The 15,386-nt window shown below is 67.5% G+C and carries 17 protein-coding genes; 11 read left to right on the top strand and 6 right to left on the bottom strand.

Going from position 1 to position 15,386, the window contains the following annotated elements:
- Positions 1-17 precede the first annotated feature (17 nt).
- Positions 18-983, top strand: coding sequence for an ArsR family transcriptional regulator (locus AF1_RS02510; protein WP_067793278.1), 966 nt, complete (start codon positions 18-20; stop codon positions 981-983).
- 61 nt (positions 984-1,044) lie between these two features.
- On the opposite strand, the gene AF1_RS02505 is transcribed toward AF1_RS02510, so the two are convergent.
- Together AF1_RS02505 and AF1_RS02500 are read right to left on the bottom strand one after the other, a co-directional pair.
- Positions 1,045-1,413: a hypothetical protein gene (locus tag AF1_RS02505; protein ID WP_131732343.1), complete on the bottom strand. Its 369-nt coding sequence runs from the start codon at positions 1,411-1,413 to the stop codon at positions 1,045-1,047.
- The gene (locus AF1_RS02500; protein WP_067793274.1) at positions 1,401-1,799 is read right to left on the bottom strand and encodes an ATP-binding protein; all 399 of its coding nucleotides are present in this window, start codon (positions 1,797-1,799) and stop codon (positions 1,401-1,403) included. The genes AF1_RS02505 and AF1_RS02500 overlap by 13 nt, the downstream gene beginning before the upstream one ends.
- A gap of 153 nt (positions 1,800-1,952) precedes the next feature.
- Here AF1_RS02500 and AF1_RS02495 point away from each other — a divergent pair, with 153 nt between their 5' ends.
- The 7 genes from AF1_RS02495 to AF1_RS02475 all read left to right on the top strand — a co-directional run bounded on the left by AF1_RS02495 (position 1,953) and on the right by AF1_RS02475 (position 6,665).
- On the top strand, positions 1,953-2,759 hold the full coding sequence (locus AF1_RS02495; RefSeq protein WP_084262366.1) for a helix-turn-helix domain-containing protein: 807 nt from the start codon (positions 1,953-1,955) through the stop codon (positions 2,757-2,759).
- Positions 2,750-2,935 (top strand): DUF397 domain-containing protein, encoded by a 186-nt coding sequence (locus AF1_RS32930; protein WP_084262365.1) that lies wholly within the window; start codon positions 2,750-2,752, stop codon positions 2,933-2,935. Before AF1_RS02495 ends, AF1_RS32930 begins: the two co-directional genes overlap by 10 nt.
- Positions 2,936-2,955: 20 nt before the next feature.
- Positions 2,956-3,153, top strand: coding sequence for a DUF397 domain-containing protein (locus AF1_RS32925; protein WP_407642175.1), 198 nt, complete (start codon positions 2,956-2,958; stop codon positions 3,151-3,153).
- A 32-nt stretch (positions 3,154-3,185) separates the two neighbouring features.
- Positions 3,186-3,371 carry a DUF397 domain-containing protein gene (locus tag AF1_RS02490; protein ID WP_067793270.1) on the top strand — a complete coding sequence of 62 codons (186 nt, stop codon included), beginning with the start codon at positions 3,186-3,188 and terminating at the stop codon, positions 3,369-3,371.
- 450 nt (positions 3,372-3,821) lie between these two features.
- Entirely contained in the window at positions 3,822-4,061 is a 240-nt protein-coding gene (locus tag AF1_RS02485) for a hypothetical protein (protein ID WP_067793366.1), read from the top strand.
- Positions 4,039-4,551, top strand: a complete 513-nt coding sequence (locus AF1_RS02480) for a DUF6879 family protein (RefSeq protein ID WP_067793268.1) — start codon at positions 4,039-4,041, stop codon at positions 4,549-4,551. The genes AF1_RS02485 and AF1_RS02480 overlap by 23 nt, the downstream gene beginning before the upstream one ends.
- Before the next feature lie 152 nt (positions 4,552-4,703).
- The gene (locus tag AF1_RS02475; protein WP_165488312.1) at positions 4,704-6,665 is read left to right on the top strand and encodes an ATP-binding protein; all 1,962 of its coding nucleotides are present in this window, start codon (positions 4,704-4,706) and stop codon (positions 6,663-6,665) included.
- 321 nt (positions 6,666-6,986) lie between these two features.
- Here AF1_RS02475 and AF1_RS02470 read toward each other — a convergent pair whose 3' ends face one another.
- The 4 genes from AF1_RS02470 to AF1_RS02455 form a co-directional block, all read right to left on the bottom strand.
- Positions 6,987-7,631, bottom strand: a complete 645-nt coding sequence (locus AF1_RS02470; protein WP_067793265.1) for a dihydrofolate reductase family protein — start codon at positions 7,629-7,631, stop codon at positions 6,987-6,989.
- Positions 7,632-8,122: 491 nt separating this feature from the next.
- Positions 8,123-9,268, bottom strand: coding sequence for an RNA polymerase sigma factor (locus tag AF1_RS02465; RefSeq protein ID WP_067793264.1), 1,146 nt, complete (start codon positions 9,266-9,268; stop codon positions 8,123-8,125).
- An 8-nt stretch (positions 9,269-9,276) separates the two neighbouring features.
- The gene (locus tag AF1_RS02460) at positions 9,277-9,684 is read right to left on the bottom strand and encodes a YciI family protein (protein WP_067793261.1); all 408 of its coding nucleotides are present in this window, start codon (positions 9,682-9,684) and stop codon (positions 9,277-9,279) included.
- A gap of 290 nt (positions 9,685-9,974) precedes the next feature.
- A complete protein-coding gene (locus tag AF1_RS02455; protein WP_207393927.1) occupies positions 9,975-10,247 on the bottom strand; it encodes a hypothetical protein in 273 nt (90 codons plus the stop codon).
- 945 nt (positions 10,248-11,192) lie between these two features.
- Here AF1_RS02455 and AF1_RS02450 point away from each other — a divergent pair.
- The 3 genes from AF1_RS02450 to AF1_RS02440 are packed head-to-tail and all read left to right on the top strand — an operon-like array spanning position 11,193 to position 15,374.
- Positions 11,193-12,479 carry a nucleotide sugar dehydrogenase gene (locus tag AF1_RS02450; RefSeq protein WP_067793257.1) on the top strand — a complete coding sequence of 429 codons (1,287 nt, stop codon included), beginning with the start codon at positions 11,193-11,195 and terminating at the stop codon, positions 12,477-12,479.
- 56 nt (positions 12,480-12,535) lie between these two features.
- Positions 12,536-13,840, top strand: a complete 1,305-nt coding sequence (locus tag AF1_RS02445) for a glycosyltransferase family 2 protein (RefSeq protein ID WP_067793245.1) — start codon at positions 12,536-12,538, stop codon at positions 13,838-13,840.
- On the top strand, positions 13,833-15,374 hold the full coding sequence (locus AF1_RS02440) for a polysaccharide deacetylase family protein (protein WP_165488311.1): 1,542 nt from the start codon (positions 13,833-13,835) through the stop codon (positions 15,372-15,374). The genes AF1_RS02445 and AF1_RS02440 overlap by 8 nt, the downstream gene beginning before the upstream one ends.
- The last annotated feature ends 12 nt before the right edge of the window (positions 15,375-15,386 follow it).

Raw genomic sequence — 15,386 nt, 5'->3', positions numbered from 1 at the left:
TCGCCGGGAGGCGAAACATGGGCTGGTGGCAGATCAGCACGGACACCCTGGCGGAGAGCCGGTTCGTCGTCTCGGCGCTGTCGGAGACCACCGCGTGCCTCATCGTCCTGGCGAAGGGGACGGCCGCGCACCCCGGGGAGCGCCAGTGGCTGGCCGCTCACCTGCCCGCCTACCGGGCACGGCTGGCCGGTGACCCGATCACCGCGCTGCTGGTGCGGTCGGCGCTGCGTCCCCGCTATCTCGCCGATTTCGTCACGCCGGCGCCCACCGGCGAGATGAATCCCGCCTTCCACGACGAACTGGCGCAGGTCCGCGAATGGCCGGCCGATCAGGTGCACACGGACCTGGAGGTCGCGCTGGACGGCCCGGTCCCTGACCGGCTGCACCGGCCGGACCTGGCCGAGCGCATCGCCGACCTGCTGGAGTGGATCTGGACGACGGCGGTCCGGCCGGACTGGGACCGTCGCAGGCGGATCATCGAGGCCGACATCGTCGCGCGGACCGGGCTGCTCGGCCAGGGCGGCTGGGTCACCGCACTCGGCACGATGAGCCCGGGGATGCGCTGGCTGGGGGAGGGCCGCCTCCAGACCAACCAGTACGACTACCCGCCCCGGGACCTCGCGGGCAAACGCCTGCTGTTCGTCCCGGTCACCCCCGTCGTGGGCTGGCTGTGCTGGACGGCCGACCGGTACGCGGTGATCTACCCGTGCTCGGGCGTGCTCGCGGAGCGGGATCCGGTCCCGGTGTCCGACGCGCTCGGCGCGCTGCTGGGACCCGCGCGGGCGCGCGTCCTCGTTCTCCTGGACACGCCCAAGAGCACGACCCAGCTGGTCGCCCTGACCGGTCAGGGACTGGGGTCGGTGGGCCGCCACCTCAAGATCCTGCTCGACGCCCGGCTCATCCGGCGGCGGCGTGCCGGACGGTCCGTGCTGTACGACCGCACCCCGGCCGGCGAGGTCCTCGTAGCCGCACAGACCCGCTGATCACCCGCCTTGCGCCGGGCGACACCCTCCCCTGTTGTCGTCGTGCCGACTCTCCGGCGGGCTACCAGGTGGAGGGGAACATGCGGTGCCTGAGGAGCGCGTCCACCTGGCCGGCGGCGTGCTCGACGTCGTCGCAGGGACACAGGTAGCCGTGCCTCCCGCGTCCGGCCTCGTAGTAGCCCCAGGTCCTGCCGGGCGTGGCCTGGACTTCCACCGGGAGGCGGACGTGGTCGTCGGGGCTGAAGGCGAACACCCACAGCACCGGCGGATGGGTGGGGAACTCGTCGGCCTGGTAGAGCTTGACGTACCGGTACCCCTTGGCCTTGACCGCGTCGGCGAGCAGGTTCAGGTGCCGGATGGCAGTCCTGCGGCCCAGCCAGGTCCGCCACCGCAGCAGGTGGCGGCCCGCCCGGATCCTCAGCGGGCGCATCGAGCCCATACGATCTTTCCCTCCTCGTAGAGCGGGCGGACGCCCCAGTCGTGGACGAGTTCGGACATCAGCAGCAACCCCCGCCCGCTGGTGGCGTCGTGGTCCCCGCCCCCGACCAGGGGAGGGGCGGTGCTCTCGTCCCAGACCTCGATGACGGTGAGCGGCTCGCGCACGTCCGGGAGGACCCGGACCACGATGTGCCCGATACCGACGTGCTTGTAGGAATTGGTAACCAACTCGGTAACCACGAGCCGCCCGACGAAGTCGTCGGCGTGCCCCAGTTCCCGGAACCGCTCGGTGAGATAGCGCCGCGCCATGGCGGGCGCCCGATCAGTCGGCTCCAGCACGAGCGCCGGTCTCTCCGGCGCGAAAGCAATGGTTGGCATCAGTACGACCTCTGGTCATGCGGGTTCTCGTATCTGTCAGTAAGACACCCATCAACGCAGAGTCACTGTTAACATCCAGAAAGACGCAACATCTCATTGCTGGCTTCCACTCCCCGGTTATACGTGGTTCCGTCTGGTTAAGGAGCGACGAGCATGGCATCCCCCCGACGACGTGCAGTGACGTCCCCCGCGCTGGCCGCGTTCGGCCGGCAGTTCCGGCGGTACCGGGAGCGTGCAGGGTTAAGCCAGGCGCGCGTCGCCCAGCGCACCGGCAAGACCGCGTCCTTCGTCTCGCAGGTCGAGAGCGGGAAGAAACGGTGCAAACGCGACTTCGTCGAGATCATGGATCCAGAGTTGAGAGCTGGGGGCGTCCTCCTCAGCCTTCATGACGACCTCACCAACGACGAAGCTGTCGCCTTCCCGAGCTGGTTCGACTGGCCCACAATCGAGGGCGAGGCGGCCATGCTCACCTCATGGCAGCCGACTACAGTGCACGGCCTGGTGCAGATCCGGTCGTACGCGGGTGCGATCCTGCGAGGCAACGAAGAAGCGATCGAAGCACGGATGGCCCGTCAGGCCGTCCTGACCAGGGACGTCCCGCCGCCCCCGATTTTCAGCCTCTACCTGGATGAAGGGGTCCTATACCGCGAAGTCGGCAACCCTGGCATCATGCGAGAACAACTCAATCACCTCATCGCGTGTGTCTCGGACAGGCTCATGGTCCACGTGGTGCCATCTCGAGGTGAGCACCTGGGCAACGTCGGCTCGGTAACGCTCGCGAAGATGGACGATCTATCTGAGGTCGCTTATGCCGAGACCATCCCCCACGGGGTTACCATAGAGGAGCCCCATCATCTGAAACTCATACACCAGGCACTTGCAGAGATTCGCGGTCTCGCCTACTCGGTAGCCGAATCTACCGCACGCATCAGGGAAGTTGTTGAGAAAAAATGGACTTGAGCAAGGTTGCGTGGCGAAAGTCGTCCTATAGTGGCGCTAACGGCGGAGAATGTGTGGAAGTCGCTAGCGTTCCGGGTGCCGTTGCCATTCGCGATAGCAAGGACCCCTCTGGCCCCAAACTCACCATGAACCACAAAGACTTCCAACGCCTCGCCGCAACTCTCAAGAACCGCTGAGATTAAGCTGTGCGCACCGGATGGACGATGAGATGGATCTGAGTAAGGCCGTCTGGCGCAAGGCCAGCCGCAGCACCTCCAACGGCGGCGAGTGCGTAGAAGTTGCCAGCGTTCCCGGTACCGTTGCCATCCGTGACAGCAAGGATCCCTCTGGTCCCAAACTCATCATGAACCACAAAGATTTCCAGCGACTCGCCATGACTCTCAAGAACCTCTGAAATTAAACTGCGTGCTCCGGAGGAACGACGAGATGGACCTGAGTAGGGCCGTCTGGTGCAAGGCAAGTTTGAGCACAGAGAACGGTGGAAATTGTGTGGAACTTGCATCTGCGGGAGACCAGATCGCTGTCCGCGACAGCAAGGACCCCGACGGTCCCAAGGTCATCATGAGTCGCGATGACTTCCGCCACTTCGCAGTGACCCTCAAGAACCTCTGACGGACGCAGTGGCCGGACGGCTGGCAGCGACTCTGCATGCTGGACGTTCGGCCGCCCTCGCTTGCATGTCGCCACGTCGATGACGCACGCCTACGGTCCCGCGTGCGGTCACGGCCTGCGTCGGCTGGGCGAGCCGCCACCCGACCAGATGGCTCTGCCTACACCACCAAGGGCGCCGAACGCGACAGCTGGCGCAAACGCTGGGGCGTGCCGCCGCCCCTTCCTCATCCATCCGCCCACACCGCGCCCCCCTGCCAGTGCGCCGGTATCTTGAAGCGAGCCAATATAACCGGCATCAAACTCCAATTTCCGTTCACCTTATTGGTATGGACGACCGGGGGCTGTAAGGTAGGCATCCCGAAGGTCGATATTTATATCGTACCGTTGACTGGATGCCCGGCGCGGGCGAGTCTTTAAGCAGGCAGTGTGAGTAGCCTCGCGGAGGATGTCATGGCACTCGTGTTCATCGGTATCGACCCTGACACTAACGGCGGTAACTGCCCGTCCGTATGGGTGGACGAGGCAACTGGGGACCTCGTGTTTCAGGGGTGGGAAGTGACTGATCACGCTACGCTGGCCGAAGTGGCGGCGCGGAGCCCGGTCGCGGAGAACGAGAAGGTTGTAAGGCTTCCCGCGCGTATGAAGATGATCATTCAGGAGGCGTGTGGTGGCGGAGCGGCCAACCTTTGACGAACTCTTCGCCGGATGCCGGTATTCGGCCGTGCATCTGGAAATGCGAGACATGTACACGCCTGATGATGAGACGTATCTCGATTGGAAAGCCGGAGTCAAGTTCGATCCCGTCGAGCGGTTCCGTGACTGGTATGATCTGGTAGTCGCGACGGTCGCACGTGGAGTCGACATACGCCGGGCCCGCGTCGTTTCAGAACCGATCACCGACTTCATCCGGCACGAGTACGAGGTCACGCCCGTACTGAACATTCCCGCAGGAGAGAAGGTCCGGTGGTTGCCTCGGAGACGAGCATCAGACCTCGCGCTGCCCGGCAACGACTTCTGGGTGTTCGATGACAAGCTTGTCCGCTTCGGTTTCTTTGCCGGAGACGGCACCTACCTCGGCCACGAAATAACCGAAGACCCGGCCATCGTGAAGTCGTGTTCCAGCGCCTTTGAATCGGTATGGGAGCGCGCAACGGAGCACGGGTCCTACCAGCCGATGTGATGAACGACTTCACTGGTGACGCCAGGACGGTCTTACAGGTCGACACTGTGCACGGTGACATATTTGTGCGCAAGGGTGCTGATAATTTTCCAGTGCCTCGGCAGTTGCCTGTGAGACCAAATTGCTTCGTCAACCGAGCCGTTGAGTTTCGGGTGCTGCATGAGGTCCTGGAGAGAAATCGTACAGGGGACGACGAGCGCACCGCCTTGGCGAGGGTCTACGCGTTAATCGGATCGCCGGGCATCGGTAAGACGGCACTGGCTCTGCACTGGGCTCATCAAGTTCGCGACCGCTTTCCCGACGGCGATCTTTATATGGATCTTCAGGGATACGGGCCGGTTTCCTCGATCGCTCCGCTACATGCACTCGATGCCTTTCTTCGTGCACTGGGAATCCCCGCTGACAGGGTTCCGGAGACTCTTGAAGAGCGCGCGTCGCTCTACCGATCGACCTTGAACGGCAAGCGCGTTCTCGTATTCATAGACAACGCGTCTTCCTCCAAGCAGGTTCGTCCCCTCTTGCCTGCGTCACCGGATTGTTTCACCGTCGTAACCAGCCGTAGCACACTCCCTGGACTGGTAGCGCGAGAAGGAGCGCTGCGCGTGACCCTGGGCTTCCTCTCTTCAGAAGAATCAGTTGAGCTTCTATCTCAGATCGTAGGACGGTCACGTGTAGAACCCGAGTTGTCGGCGGCTTTTCAGATCGCCGAGTTGTGCGGTCATCTGCCGCTGGCGTTGCGGATAGTCGGAGAGCGTATTTCCGCCAGACCTCATATCTCTCTGCCGGAAGTCGTCGGTGAGTTAGTCAACGAACAGAACAGGCTTGATGCCCTCGCCTCCCTCGAGGATGAGCTAAGCGACACTCGGACCGCGTTCTCATGGTCCTACCGTGCGTTGACGCCCGAGTTGCGACAATCCTTCCGGAGGATCGGCCTGCACGCCGGCCCGGATATCGGCCCCGGCGCGGCCGCCGCGTTGATCGGCACGACCGTCGTAACCGCAAAAAGGCGGCTGCACACGCTGACCGGTGTTCATCTTCTTCAGGAGGTGCAGCCCAATCGATTCCACATGCACGATCTTTTGAAGTCGTACGTACTGGAACTCGCCCAGGAGGAGGACACTCGAGAGGAACGTACACAGACCGTACGGCGAGGGCTGACGTGGTATCTCCTCTCCACCGATGCCCGGCGACGGGCGGCGCTACCCCATTCCGCGATGGTTCCACTCGTTCCAGATGACGATATCGAGGTTGCAGAGAAAGTCGGAAGTTCCGCCGACGCAACACGCTGGTTCGCGGAGGAACGGGCGAACATCGTCGCGGCTTTGAATCAATCAATAGAATACGGCCAGTTCGACATAACCTGGAAACTGGCCACGGTTGCAAGCGGCCTTCTAGAGTTGCAGTCCTACTGGACTGACTGGGAAGAGGGAATGCGACTGGGGTTGCGGGCCGCTCGAACCATCGGAGATACCTATGGCGAGGCCGTCTGCAACCTCATCCTCGCCGATGCCGTCTGGCGCGCCGGCCGACCCGACGAGGCCGCGACGCACTACCAGGTAACGGCGAGCATGGCGGATGTGATCTCGGCAGGCTGGATGCGAGGGTTCGCGCTACGCGGACTGGGACTTCTCCGGGAAGAGCGCGCGGACTTCATCTCAGCGCAGGAGTACTTCCAACAGGCGCTGCGTGTCTTCCGCGCGGCCGGTCCTCGGCGCGGTGAAGGCATGTCCCTGCTGAGTCTGGGCAAGTGCGCACGGGCACTCCATGACCTGCCGCGCTCGATTGAACTCCTGGAACAAGCGGCCCTCATCTTCGAAGTCATTGACGACCAATGGACGCTCGCCTACGGAAAACTACCGCTGGCCACGAGCCTCCTTGAAGCCGGTCGAACCGAAGAGGCCATCTCCCACCTCCGTCAGGCTGCCGAGTCCTTCGCTGCCTTCCGTGACCGCCGCAGCGAGGCCCTGGCCCTGGAATCACTCGCGGAAGCACTTCACCAGGCCGACCGAACAGCGGAAGCACTCAACTGCCGGCGTCGCGCGGCGGAACTCTACGAAGCCCTGGCGAACCCCCGCCACACGGAGATCGAGCGCCGCCTCGAAGACCTGACCTGAGCCTGGACGGCCAGGCGTGGGATGCATGACGGCCGTCCGCCGACACAGGTCTGAACGGCTTGGGCGACGTCCGCGATGGTGGACGGCCAATGTGACGTGCGGTCCGCGAGCATGCTCGGCCACTGCCGACCCGCCGTTCATCGTGCACGCACCCAACGGACCTGGCTACCACGGGGCCTGCCGGACCATTGCGTGACGGCGGTGACTCTCTGGCGAGGCATGTCGTCACGGCGTCGGCACTTCGAACTGCCGACGCCGTGACGGAATGCGACCTGGCGGATGCACCGCCGACGATACGGACCCACCTGGCACGGGGCGGCTTCAGCTGTCGTGGCCGACACCGTGATCGGGTGCGCTCATGTCCCCTGTCCCGGGCGTGCCGCCGGCGAGTCCGTAGCACAGGTACACGGTGCCCTTCGGACTGGCTGCCGGTGGTTTGAGGAGTGTGAGGTTCGTGGGCACCTCGCCGCCGTCGAACACCTTCTTCCCGACGCCGAGCACGATCGGGTGCACCCAGAGGTCGAGGCGGTCGAAGAGCTTCTCGTGCAGGAGGGTCTGCACCAGGTTCAGGCTCCCGACGACCTTCACGTGCTCGTGCCGGTCGCGGATCTCGCGCACCGCGCCGGCCAGATCCGGGCCGAGCTGCGTGGACCCGGCCCACGACAGGTCGGGCTTGCCGCGGGAGGCCACGTACTTGGGGACGCTGTTGAAGAGCACGGCGATCTCGTTGTCCTCGCCGCCCTCCTGGTGCGGCCAGTAGGCGGCGAAGATGTCATACGTCCGCCGGCCGAGCAGGAGGGCGTCGGTGCCCTCGTACGCGGCGCCGATCTGCGCCCCGGTGACCTCGTCCAGCAGGGGCGCCTGCCAGCCGCCGAACGGGAACCCCACCGGGTCCTCGTCGGGGCCGCCGGGCGACTGTCCGACGAGGTCGAGGGTTGCGAACATCGCGATATGGATGAGGCCCATGCCTTACTCCCGATGAGTTGGTCGTCTCGGTCGGGAGGTAGACCTGTGGACGCCGGCAGACTCATTGCTGCGACGGCACCCAATCCTTGCGATGCCCGGCAGCAGGGCTCGGCAGGTATGCCGTGCGCCTTGATCCAGGCCCGCACGTCCGATTCCTCGAACAGCACATTCCGACCGATCTTGAAGCGCGCAGCACGGTGCCCTACTCACGCCACCGGGCAGGGACACCGCACCGGCACTCCCCGCTCACAATAGATCACAGAACGCGTCCAAGTCGGGTGGCCGCCCCGCGTCCAGCGTCACCGCAGGTCACCGGCGCGATCTACGGCTGTGGCACGGGCGCTGATTTCCAATGTCGTCGCCGTCCGTAACAGCGAAGACCCACACGGACCGAAGCTCATGGTGAGTCGCCGCGACGTCGGTGACGCACGTCCACGGTCCTGCGCGCGGCCACGGCCTGCGCCGACCGGGCGGGCTTCGGGTGCGGCTCGTCAGCGGTGCCGGTGGGTGTTGAGGCGGGCGGCCTGGCGCGTCAGGTGGTCGCGTTCGGTGAGGTTGGGTGCCTTCTGGGCCGCCTCGGCGTACAGCCGTGCCGCCGTCGCCAGGTCGCCGTCGCGCTCGTGGAGATACGCCGCCACCGCGGCGTATCGGGGTAGTGAGGCGTCCAGCGCCGCGAGCGCCGCCAGGCCGGCGCGTGGTCCGTCGGCCTCGCCGACGGCCACCGCGCGGTTGAGCCGGACGACCGGGCTGTCGGTCAGGCGCGCGAGCTCGTCGTACCACTCGACGATCTGTACCCAGTCGGTCTCCTCGGCGGTGGGCGCGTCGGCGTGCAGTGCCGCGATGGCGGCCTGGGCCTGGAACTCGCCCAGCCGGTCGCGGGCGAGGGCCGCCTGCAGGATTTCGACGCCCTCGGCGATCAACGTGGTGTCCCACCGGCCGCGGTCCTGCTCGGCGAGCGGTACCAGGCTGCCGTCGGGCGCGGTCCGGGCGGCGCGCCGGGCGTGGTGGAGCAGCATGAGGGCGAGCAGCCCCGCCACCTCGGGATGGTCGATCGCGGCGGCGAGCCGCCGGGTGAGCCGGATGGCCTCGGCGGCCAGGTCGACGTCGCCGGAGTAGCCCTCGTTGAAGACCAGGTAGAGGACGCGCAGCACGGTGGCGACGTCGCCGGGCTGGTCGAACCGCACGCCGGAGACGGTGCGTTTGGCCCGGCTGATGCGCTGCGCCATGGTCGCCTCGGGCACCAGGTAGGCCTGGGCGATCTGGCGGGTGGTCAGCCCGCCGACGGCGCGCAGCGTGAGCGCGACCGCGGACGACGGCGTCAGCGACGGGTGGGCGCACAGGAAGTAGAGCTGGAGCGTGTCGTCCACCGCGGGCGCGGGCCCGGGGGCAGGCTCCTCGTCCACGAGGTCCTCGCGTCGGCGGCGGGCGGCGTCCGCCCGGGTCGTGTCGAGGAACCGGCGCCAGGCCACGGTGACCAGCCAGCCCTTCGGGTCCCGGGGCGGGTCGGCCGGCCAGACGCGGACCGCCTCGACCAGCGCGTCCTGCACGGCGTCCTCGGCCGCCGCGAAGTCGGCTCCGCGGCGGACGAGGATCGCCAGGACGTTCGGCGTGAGGCTCCGGAGCAGGACCTCGTTCACCTGAGATGTCACTCCGTGATGGTGGGCGGCGCGGTCAGGAACGGGCGCACCTCCAGCCACTCGTGGATCGGCCTGCCGCCCGCCCCGGGGGCGGCCGACAGCTCCCCGGCCAGCTCGACGGCGCGCTCGTAGCCGTCGACGTCGATCACCATCCAGCCGGCGATGAGGTCCTTGGTCTCGGCGAACGGGCCGTCGGTGACCGGCGGGCGGCCCTCGCCGTCGTACCGGACCCACGTCCCCTCGGGTGCGAGCGCCTGACCGTCGACGAACTCGCCGGTCTCCTCCAGCCGGGCCGCGAAGTCGTTCATGTACTGGACGTGGGCCGAGATCTCCTCCGGCGTCCACCGGTCCATCGGCACGTTGTTGACCGAAGCCGGGGCGCCGCGGTAGTGCTTGAGCAGCAGGTACTTGGCCATCGGGTCTCTCCTCGATGCTGGTGCGACCCATTCTGGTCGCGTTCACACCGGGGACGGAGCCGGTTCCGGGTTCTCGACATCGCCGCCCCGATTTTTTTTGGGGCTCTCGTAGATGAGCCTCGGACCGATGAGCTGTCCGGCGTGGAGGGCATGCACCTCTCGACCTCGCCTGCGCCCCTGACCGGCGTCTGCGTGCGCGGCTGCTCGATCTGCACCGCCACCAGCCCCACCCCCGGCCGGCCCGCTCGAACCATCCGGGGGACGGCCGTGCGGGCGGGCCGGGGCCTTGGTCAGCTTTGCCGCAGCGCCGTGAGACCCTTCTCCAGATCTTCTCGGGTCATCACCGGCTGGATCTCGACCTTCGCGCCCAGCTCCTGGAAAAGCGGCTCGGCGATGCTCGGCAGCATTGAGCTGTCCTGCATGTCGAAGACCACGGTGCAGGCGCGTCCGCCCTCGCCGGGGCCGAAGTAGACCGCTTCAGGATTGAGCCGATCCATCATTGAATTGAGGATCTCCGGAAGTTTTCCGCTTTTGAGCGCCTCGTTTGAAGCCTTGGTGTCCATGTGCGCTCTCAGCATGACTCTCATCGCGTCGTTCTCTCCCGGACGGCCGGGTCGGTGCGGTCCGCGCTCGCTGGAACCTGGCCGCTGTCCCGACCCCTCTCCCCTCGGTGAAATGGGCAACCATCCCGAGGGTGTGCCACTGGCGGTCTGCTCTCCGCCGGCCCCCGTGGCCGCCGCCTGGACGGCTCGCGCGGGTGAATTGCGCGGAGTCGGCCCGCGCATGGCCGATCTCGCCGGGCGTCTCATGCTCCGCCGGCGGGCAGGAGGTCGGTATCGACTCGCCGTCGAGATCGGAGGTGCCGCAGAAACCGCTGACCGAGACGTCCCAGCGGTTCGGGCGAAGAGGACAACGCCCCGCCTTCTGAGTGGGATCTTCCGGTCTGAGGTGATGAGGAAGAATTGCGTCCTCGACAACCCCGCGCGGCCTTCCTGTCATTTGCTGCGTATCGCCGGGTCGGCGTTGCCAAGCGGCTGATCCGCCGCATAACCGACTCTCGGGCATTCGCGGGTGAGACGTGCCGACAGGGGCGATCAGGGAATAGCCGACCCGGACGAACTCCACCCATAGGGCAGCCCGGCCAATATCCTCCGCTCGCGCGGTGCCCTCCAGGCCGCCGAGAACCAACGATCTGCGCCTCCGGCATCGCCGGGCCGGCCCATCGAATCGTCGCGCTGAACCTTTCAGGTCGGCACCACACCTCTAAAAACGTCAAATTACGCGGAACGCGGGAATCGGGTTTCAGCTTGCCTGGGCTGGACCCGGTTCCAAGGGATTAAAATCCAGGATGCCTGTCAGGAAAAGTCGGATAAGAATCTATGGCCAGTGATCATGATAGGTCTGACTTTCGGGTGGGTCCTGGTTATCTTTCGCTGCTCCAAGATATGGGCGGCAGATAGTGGAGAGAGTCCAGTTCATCTGGACCTCACGCGGGAGATCAATGAGCCATGTCCTTCGCTGCTTCGCCTGTTAGGGCGCGATCCGCCGATTCATCGACATACGATGTCGCGGTCATCGGGCTGGGTTATGTCGGGCTGCCGACCGCGCTCGCCTTCCACGCCGCCGGGCTGCGCGTGCTCGGCGTCGATCTGGACCCGGGCCGGCTGGAGGCCATCCGGTCCGGACGCGTCGACCTGCTGGACAACGACCATGAACGGCTGCGGGCGGCGCGGGACGGGTTCGCGGTGACCGCCGAGCCCGCCGACGCGTCCCGGGCGGACGCGGTGATCATTTGCGTCCCGACGCCGGTGAACCGGCATCTCGTCCCGGACCTCAGGGCGCTGGCAGGGGCGTGCGCCACCGCTGCCGCGCACGCCCGGACAGGGCAGACGATCGTGCTGACCTCGACCAGCTACGTGGGGTCGACGAAGGAACTGCTCGCCCGGCCGCTGACCGCGCGGGGGTTGCGGGTGGGGACGGACGTGTTCGTCGCGTTCAGCCCGGAACGGATCGACCCGGGCAACGACCGGCACGCGCACGAGGACGTGCCGCGGGTGGTCGGGGGCATGACGCCACGGTGCGCGGAGCGGGCCGCCGGGCTGCTCGGACGGTACGCGGGGAAGCTGCACACGGTGTCGTCGGCGGAGGCCGCCGAGATGACCAAGCTGCTGGAGAACACGTTCCGGGCCGTGAACATCGCGCTGGTCAACGAGTTCGCGGACGCGAGCCGGCTGCTGGAGCTTGACGTGACGGAGGTCATCGAGGCGGCGGCGACGAAACCGTACGGGTACATGCCGTTCTTTCCCGGTCCGGGGGCGGGCGGGCACTGCATCCCGTGCGATCCGCACTACCTGCTGTGGCAGCTGAAGCGGGACCGGCTGGACACGCCGCTGGTGTCGGCGGCGATGAACGCCATCGCGATGCGTCCGGGGCGGGTGGTGGAGCGGGCCCGGCAGGTGCTGTCGGACCAGGGGCGCGGTCTGGCGGGCGCGGACGTGCTGATCCTCGGCGTCGCCTACAAGCCGGAGGTCGAGGATCTGCGCGAGTCGCCCGCGCTGGAGATCATCGACAGGCTGCTCGCGGCGGGCGCGCGGGTCAGATACCACGATCCGCACGTGCCTGAGCTGGTCACCGAGGGCGGGACGAAGCTGGCGAGCGTCGAACCGGGCTCGGCGGACTTAGTGATCGCGCACACCCCGCACCAGGCCCTCGACCTGGGCTGGCTGCACGAGGACCAGTTGCTGCTGGACGCGACGTACCGCTTCTCCGGCCGCGCCCGGCGCGTGGCGCTGTGAGCCGCCGCCGAAGGCCGCGGATCCCCTTCGGCGGCCTGCCCCGGACAGCACGCCCGGTGCCGCTCGGAGCGCTGGCCGGTGTGGCCGCGATCTGCGGCGTCATCATCTGGCATGTCGGCGTGAAGGTCGCGTACATGCGCGGCAACCTGCTGCTGCCGACGTACACGGTGCTGGTCAGCAGCTATGTGATCAGCCGGTTCGTGCTCGCGGTGTTCTACCGGCCGCCGCGTGACGCGGGCATCGCCCCGTCCGTCGCGATCGTGGTGCCCGCCTACAACGAGGGCGAGGCCGTCGCCCGGACGATCCACTCCTGCATCGGGCTGAACTATCCCGGGGACAGGCTGGAGATCGTCGTGGTGAACGACGGGTCCACCGACGACACGTGGGAGCGCATGCAGGAGGCCGCCGCGCAGTATCCGGAGGGGCAGGTGCGGTGCGTCGACCTTGGCGGCAACAAGGGGAAGCGCGCGGCGATGGCGGCCGGGATCCGGGCGACGTCGGCGGAGATCCTGGTGTTCGTCGACTCCGACTCGATGCCGGCGCCGGACTCGGTCCGGTTGCTGGTGCAGGGGTTCGCCGACGAGAAGGTCGGCGCGATCTCCGGGCTCACCTACGTCCGCAACGCCGAGAGCAACGTGCTGACCAGGATGCAGGCGGCGCGCTACTACGTGTCGTTCCAGTTGCTCAAGAGCGCCGAGTCGGTGCTGGGCGCGGTCACGTGCTGCTCCGGCTGCTTCGCGGCGTACCGGCGGACGGCGATCGCGCCGCTGCTGAACGCGTGGGAGCATCAGCGGTTCCTCGGCGTCGAGTGCACCTACGGGGACGACCGGGCGCTCACCAACCGGGTCATCAAGGCCGGCTGGACGACCCGCTACGACGCCCGGGCGGAGGCGTGGACGGACGCGCCGGACCGGTACCGCAAGTTCTTCCGGCAGCAGTTGCGGTGGAAGAAGTCGTGGAGCCGGGAGGGGCCGCTGCTGCTGGCTCACGTGTGGCGGAGCCGGACGCGGGCCCTGCCGTCGATCGCCGTGCAGACGATCGCGGGGCTGCTCAGCCCGATCGTGGTGCTGTACAGCCTGGCGACACCGATCGCCGGCGGCCGCTTCCCGATGATCTACTTCCTCGGCCTGTACCTGGTGTCGATGGGCTACGCGCTGACGTACCGGATGCTGCGCGACGACGGCATGTGGATCTACGCGTTCATCGGGACGTTCTTCTATGTCGCGTTCTCGCCCCAGCTGTTGTGGGCGATCGCGCGGATCCGGGACGGGAAGTGGGGCACGCGGGACACGACGACACCCGCGTCGCCGGCCGCGCCGCGTCCGGTCCAGGTCTACAGCGCGGCGGCGAGCGATGGCTGAGCGGGTGGAGCCCGCGCCGTGGGACAGGCCGCCGCCCGCCCGGTCCACCCGGCTGTTCCGGGCGTTCACCGGCCTGGTGTTCCTGTGCGCGCTCGGTCTCGCGCTCACCACGTGGGTGACGTTGAGCCGTCCATTCGACCCGGGACAGAAGGAGGCGCTGGCCGTCCGGCTGGATCCGGGGACGGCGCGAACCGCGGCGGCGCTTCCCCGCTATCCGGGATCAGTGCTCGTCCTGACGTATCACGGGGTGTCCGGCACCGGCCACACCGGCAGCACGCTGTCACGCGAACTGTTCGGTGAGCACATGGCGGCGCTGGCGGCGGCCGGGTACCGGACGGTCCGGCTGCGGGACGTGGAGGACCTGCTCGCGCGCCGGCCCGTCGACCTGCCGCCCCGCGCCCTGCTGATCACCTTCGACGACGGCCGGCTCACCGACTGGACGACCGCCGACCCGGTGCTGAAGGAGCACGGCTTCACCGCGGCAGGCTTCCTCACCACCGGGAAGATCGTCCAGCCGGGCACGCCGTCCTACTACCTGTCGACCCGGCAGGTCGAGGACCTCGCCGCGACCGGGCGCTGGGAATTCGGCTCGCACAGTGACGGCCTGCACGACCTCGCCCGGATCCCCGGGGACGTCGCTGCGCCGATGCCGAACCTGATCCTCGTGGACGGAAAGCGGGAGACGATCGGGCATTGGCGTGCCCGCGTCCGCCGTGATCTGGCCCGCAGCCAGCGCTTCTTCCGCAAGACGCTCGGGCACCGGGTGACGGCGTTCTCCTACCCGTTCGGTCGGCCGGGAGGGTCCGGCAACGACCCGCGGATCGCGGCGGAACTGCCCGCACTGCTCCGGCACGCGGGGTTCGCTGAGGCGTTCGTGGGCGAGAACGTCCCGACCGGCCATGTGGACGCGCTGACGGCGGATTCACCGCGCTGGGCGCTCGGCCGGATCGGCGTCCGCGCCACCACGTCGGTGTCCGATCTGCTGGAGATGATCCGCGGCGCCGTCCCCACCCCGCCGCCGCACGACCTGTGGGCGCTGCCGTGGACGGGCGACCTGGCGACCTGCCGGCGCCACGCCTCCGACCTGCGGGTGACCAGCGATGTCTACGGGAGTTGCCTGCTCGGCGGCGTCAACACCAGCCGGTGGACGGACTACCGGGTGACCACGTCGGTCTTCGGGATCGACCCGCGCACCAGCGCGGTGATCGCGGTCCGGGACGGCGCGGCCGTGGACCGCCGCGGCCGCGTCGAGGTCGTCGTCGGCACCGCGTCCGTCCTGGTCAGGCAGCGGGTCGACGACCGGGACCCGGTCGTGCTCGGCCGGCGGCCGATCGCGTCGCGCGCGGGAGCGCGGGACGTCCGGATCGAGGTGCGCGGCACCCGGCTCACCGTCGCCGTGGCGGGCGGCGCGCCGCTGCACGCCACGATCGACCCGCGGCTCGGCAAAGGAGGCCTGAAGTTCGAGATCGCGGCGCGCGACCAGAGCACCCTGATCTTCCACGAACCGACGCTCGACCCGCTCCGCGCGGGCTGAGCGATTTCCTGG

The organism is Actinomadura formosensis NBRC 14204, assembly GCF_001552155.1.
Taxonomy (GTDB): domain Bacteria; phylum Actinomycetota; class Actinomycetes; order Streptosporangiales; family Streptosporangiaceae; genus Spirillospora; species Spirillospora formosensis.
Note: the sequence above shows the minus strand (reverse complement) of the source record. Positions and strands in the feature narration are given on the sequence as shown.

Bases quoted from the DNA above. Each gene is read 5' to 3' on its own strand.
- AF1_RS02510 (WP_067793278.1), top strand. From the start codon at position 18: ATGGGCTGGTGGCAGATCAGCACGGACACCCTGGCGGAGAGCCGGTTC.
- AF1_RS02505 (WP_131732343.1), bottom strand. From the start codon at position 1,413: ATGCGCCCGCTGAGGATCCGGGCGGGCCGCCACCTGCTGCGGTGGCGG.
- AF1_RS02500 (WP_067793274.1), bottom strand. From the start codon at position 1,799: ATGCCAACCATTGCTTTCGCGCCGGAGAGACCGGCGCTCGTGCTGGAG.
- AF1_RS02495 (WP_084262366.1), top strand. From the start codon at position 1,953: ATGGCATCCCCCCGACGACGTGCAGTGACGTCCCCCGCGCTGGCCGCG.
- AF1_RS32930 (WP_084262365.1), top strand. From the start codon at position 2,750: ATGGACTTGAGCAAGGTTGCGTGGCGAAAGTCGTCCTATAGTGGCGCT.
- AF1_RS32925 (WP_407642175.1), top strand. From the start codon at position 2,956: ATGGACGATGAGATGGATCTGAGTAAGGCCGTCTGGCGCAAGGCCAGC.
- AF1_RS02490 (WP_067793270.1), top strand. From the start codon at position 3,186: ATGGACCTGAGTAGGGCCGTCTGGTGCAAGGCAAGTTTGAGCACAGAG.
- AF1_RS02485 (WP_067793366.1), top strand. From the start codon at position 3,822: ATGGCACTCGTGTTCATCGGTATCGACCCTGACACTAACGGCGGTAAC.
- AF1_RS02470 (WP_067793265.1), bottom strand. From the start codon at position 7,631: ATGGGCCTCATCCATATCGCGATGTTCGCAACCCTCGACCTCGTCGGA.
- AF1_RS02460 (WP_067793261.1), bottom strand. From the start codon at position 9,684: ATGGCCAAGTACCTGCTGCTCAAGCACTACCGCGGCGCCCCGGCTTCG.
- AF1_RS02455 (WP_207393927.1), bottom strand. From the start codon at position 10,247: ATGGACACCAAGGCTTCAAACGAGGCGCTCAAAAGCGGAAAACTTCCG.
- AF1_RS02450 (WP_067793257.1), top strand. From the start codon at position 11,193: ATGTCCTTCGCTGCTTCGCCTGTTAGGGCGCGATCCGCCGATTCATCG.
- AF1_RS02440 (WP_165488311.1), top strand. From the start codon at position 13,833: ATGGCTGAGCGGGTGGAGCCCGCGCCGTGGGACAGGCCGCCGCCCGCC.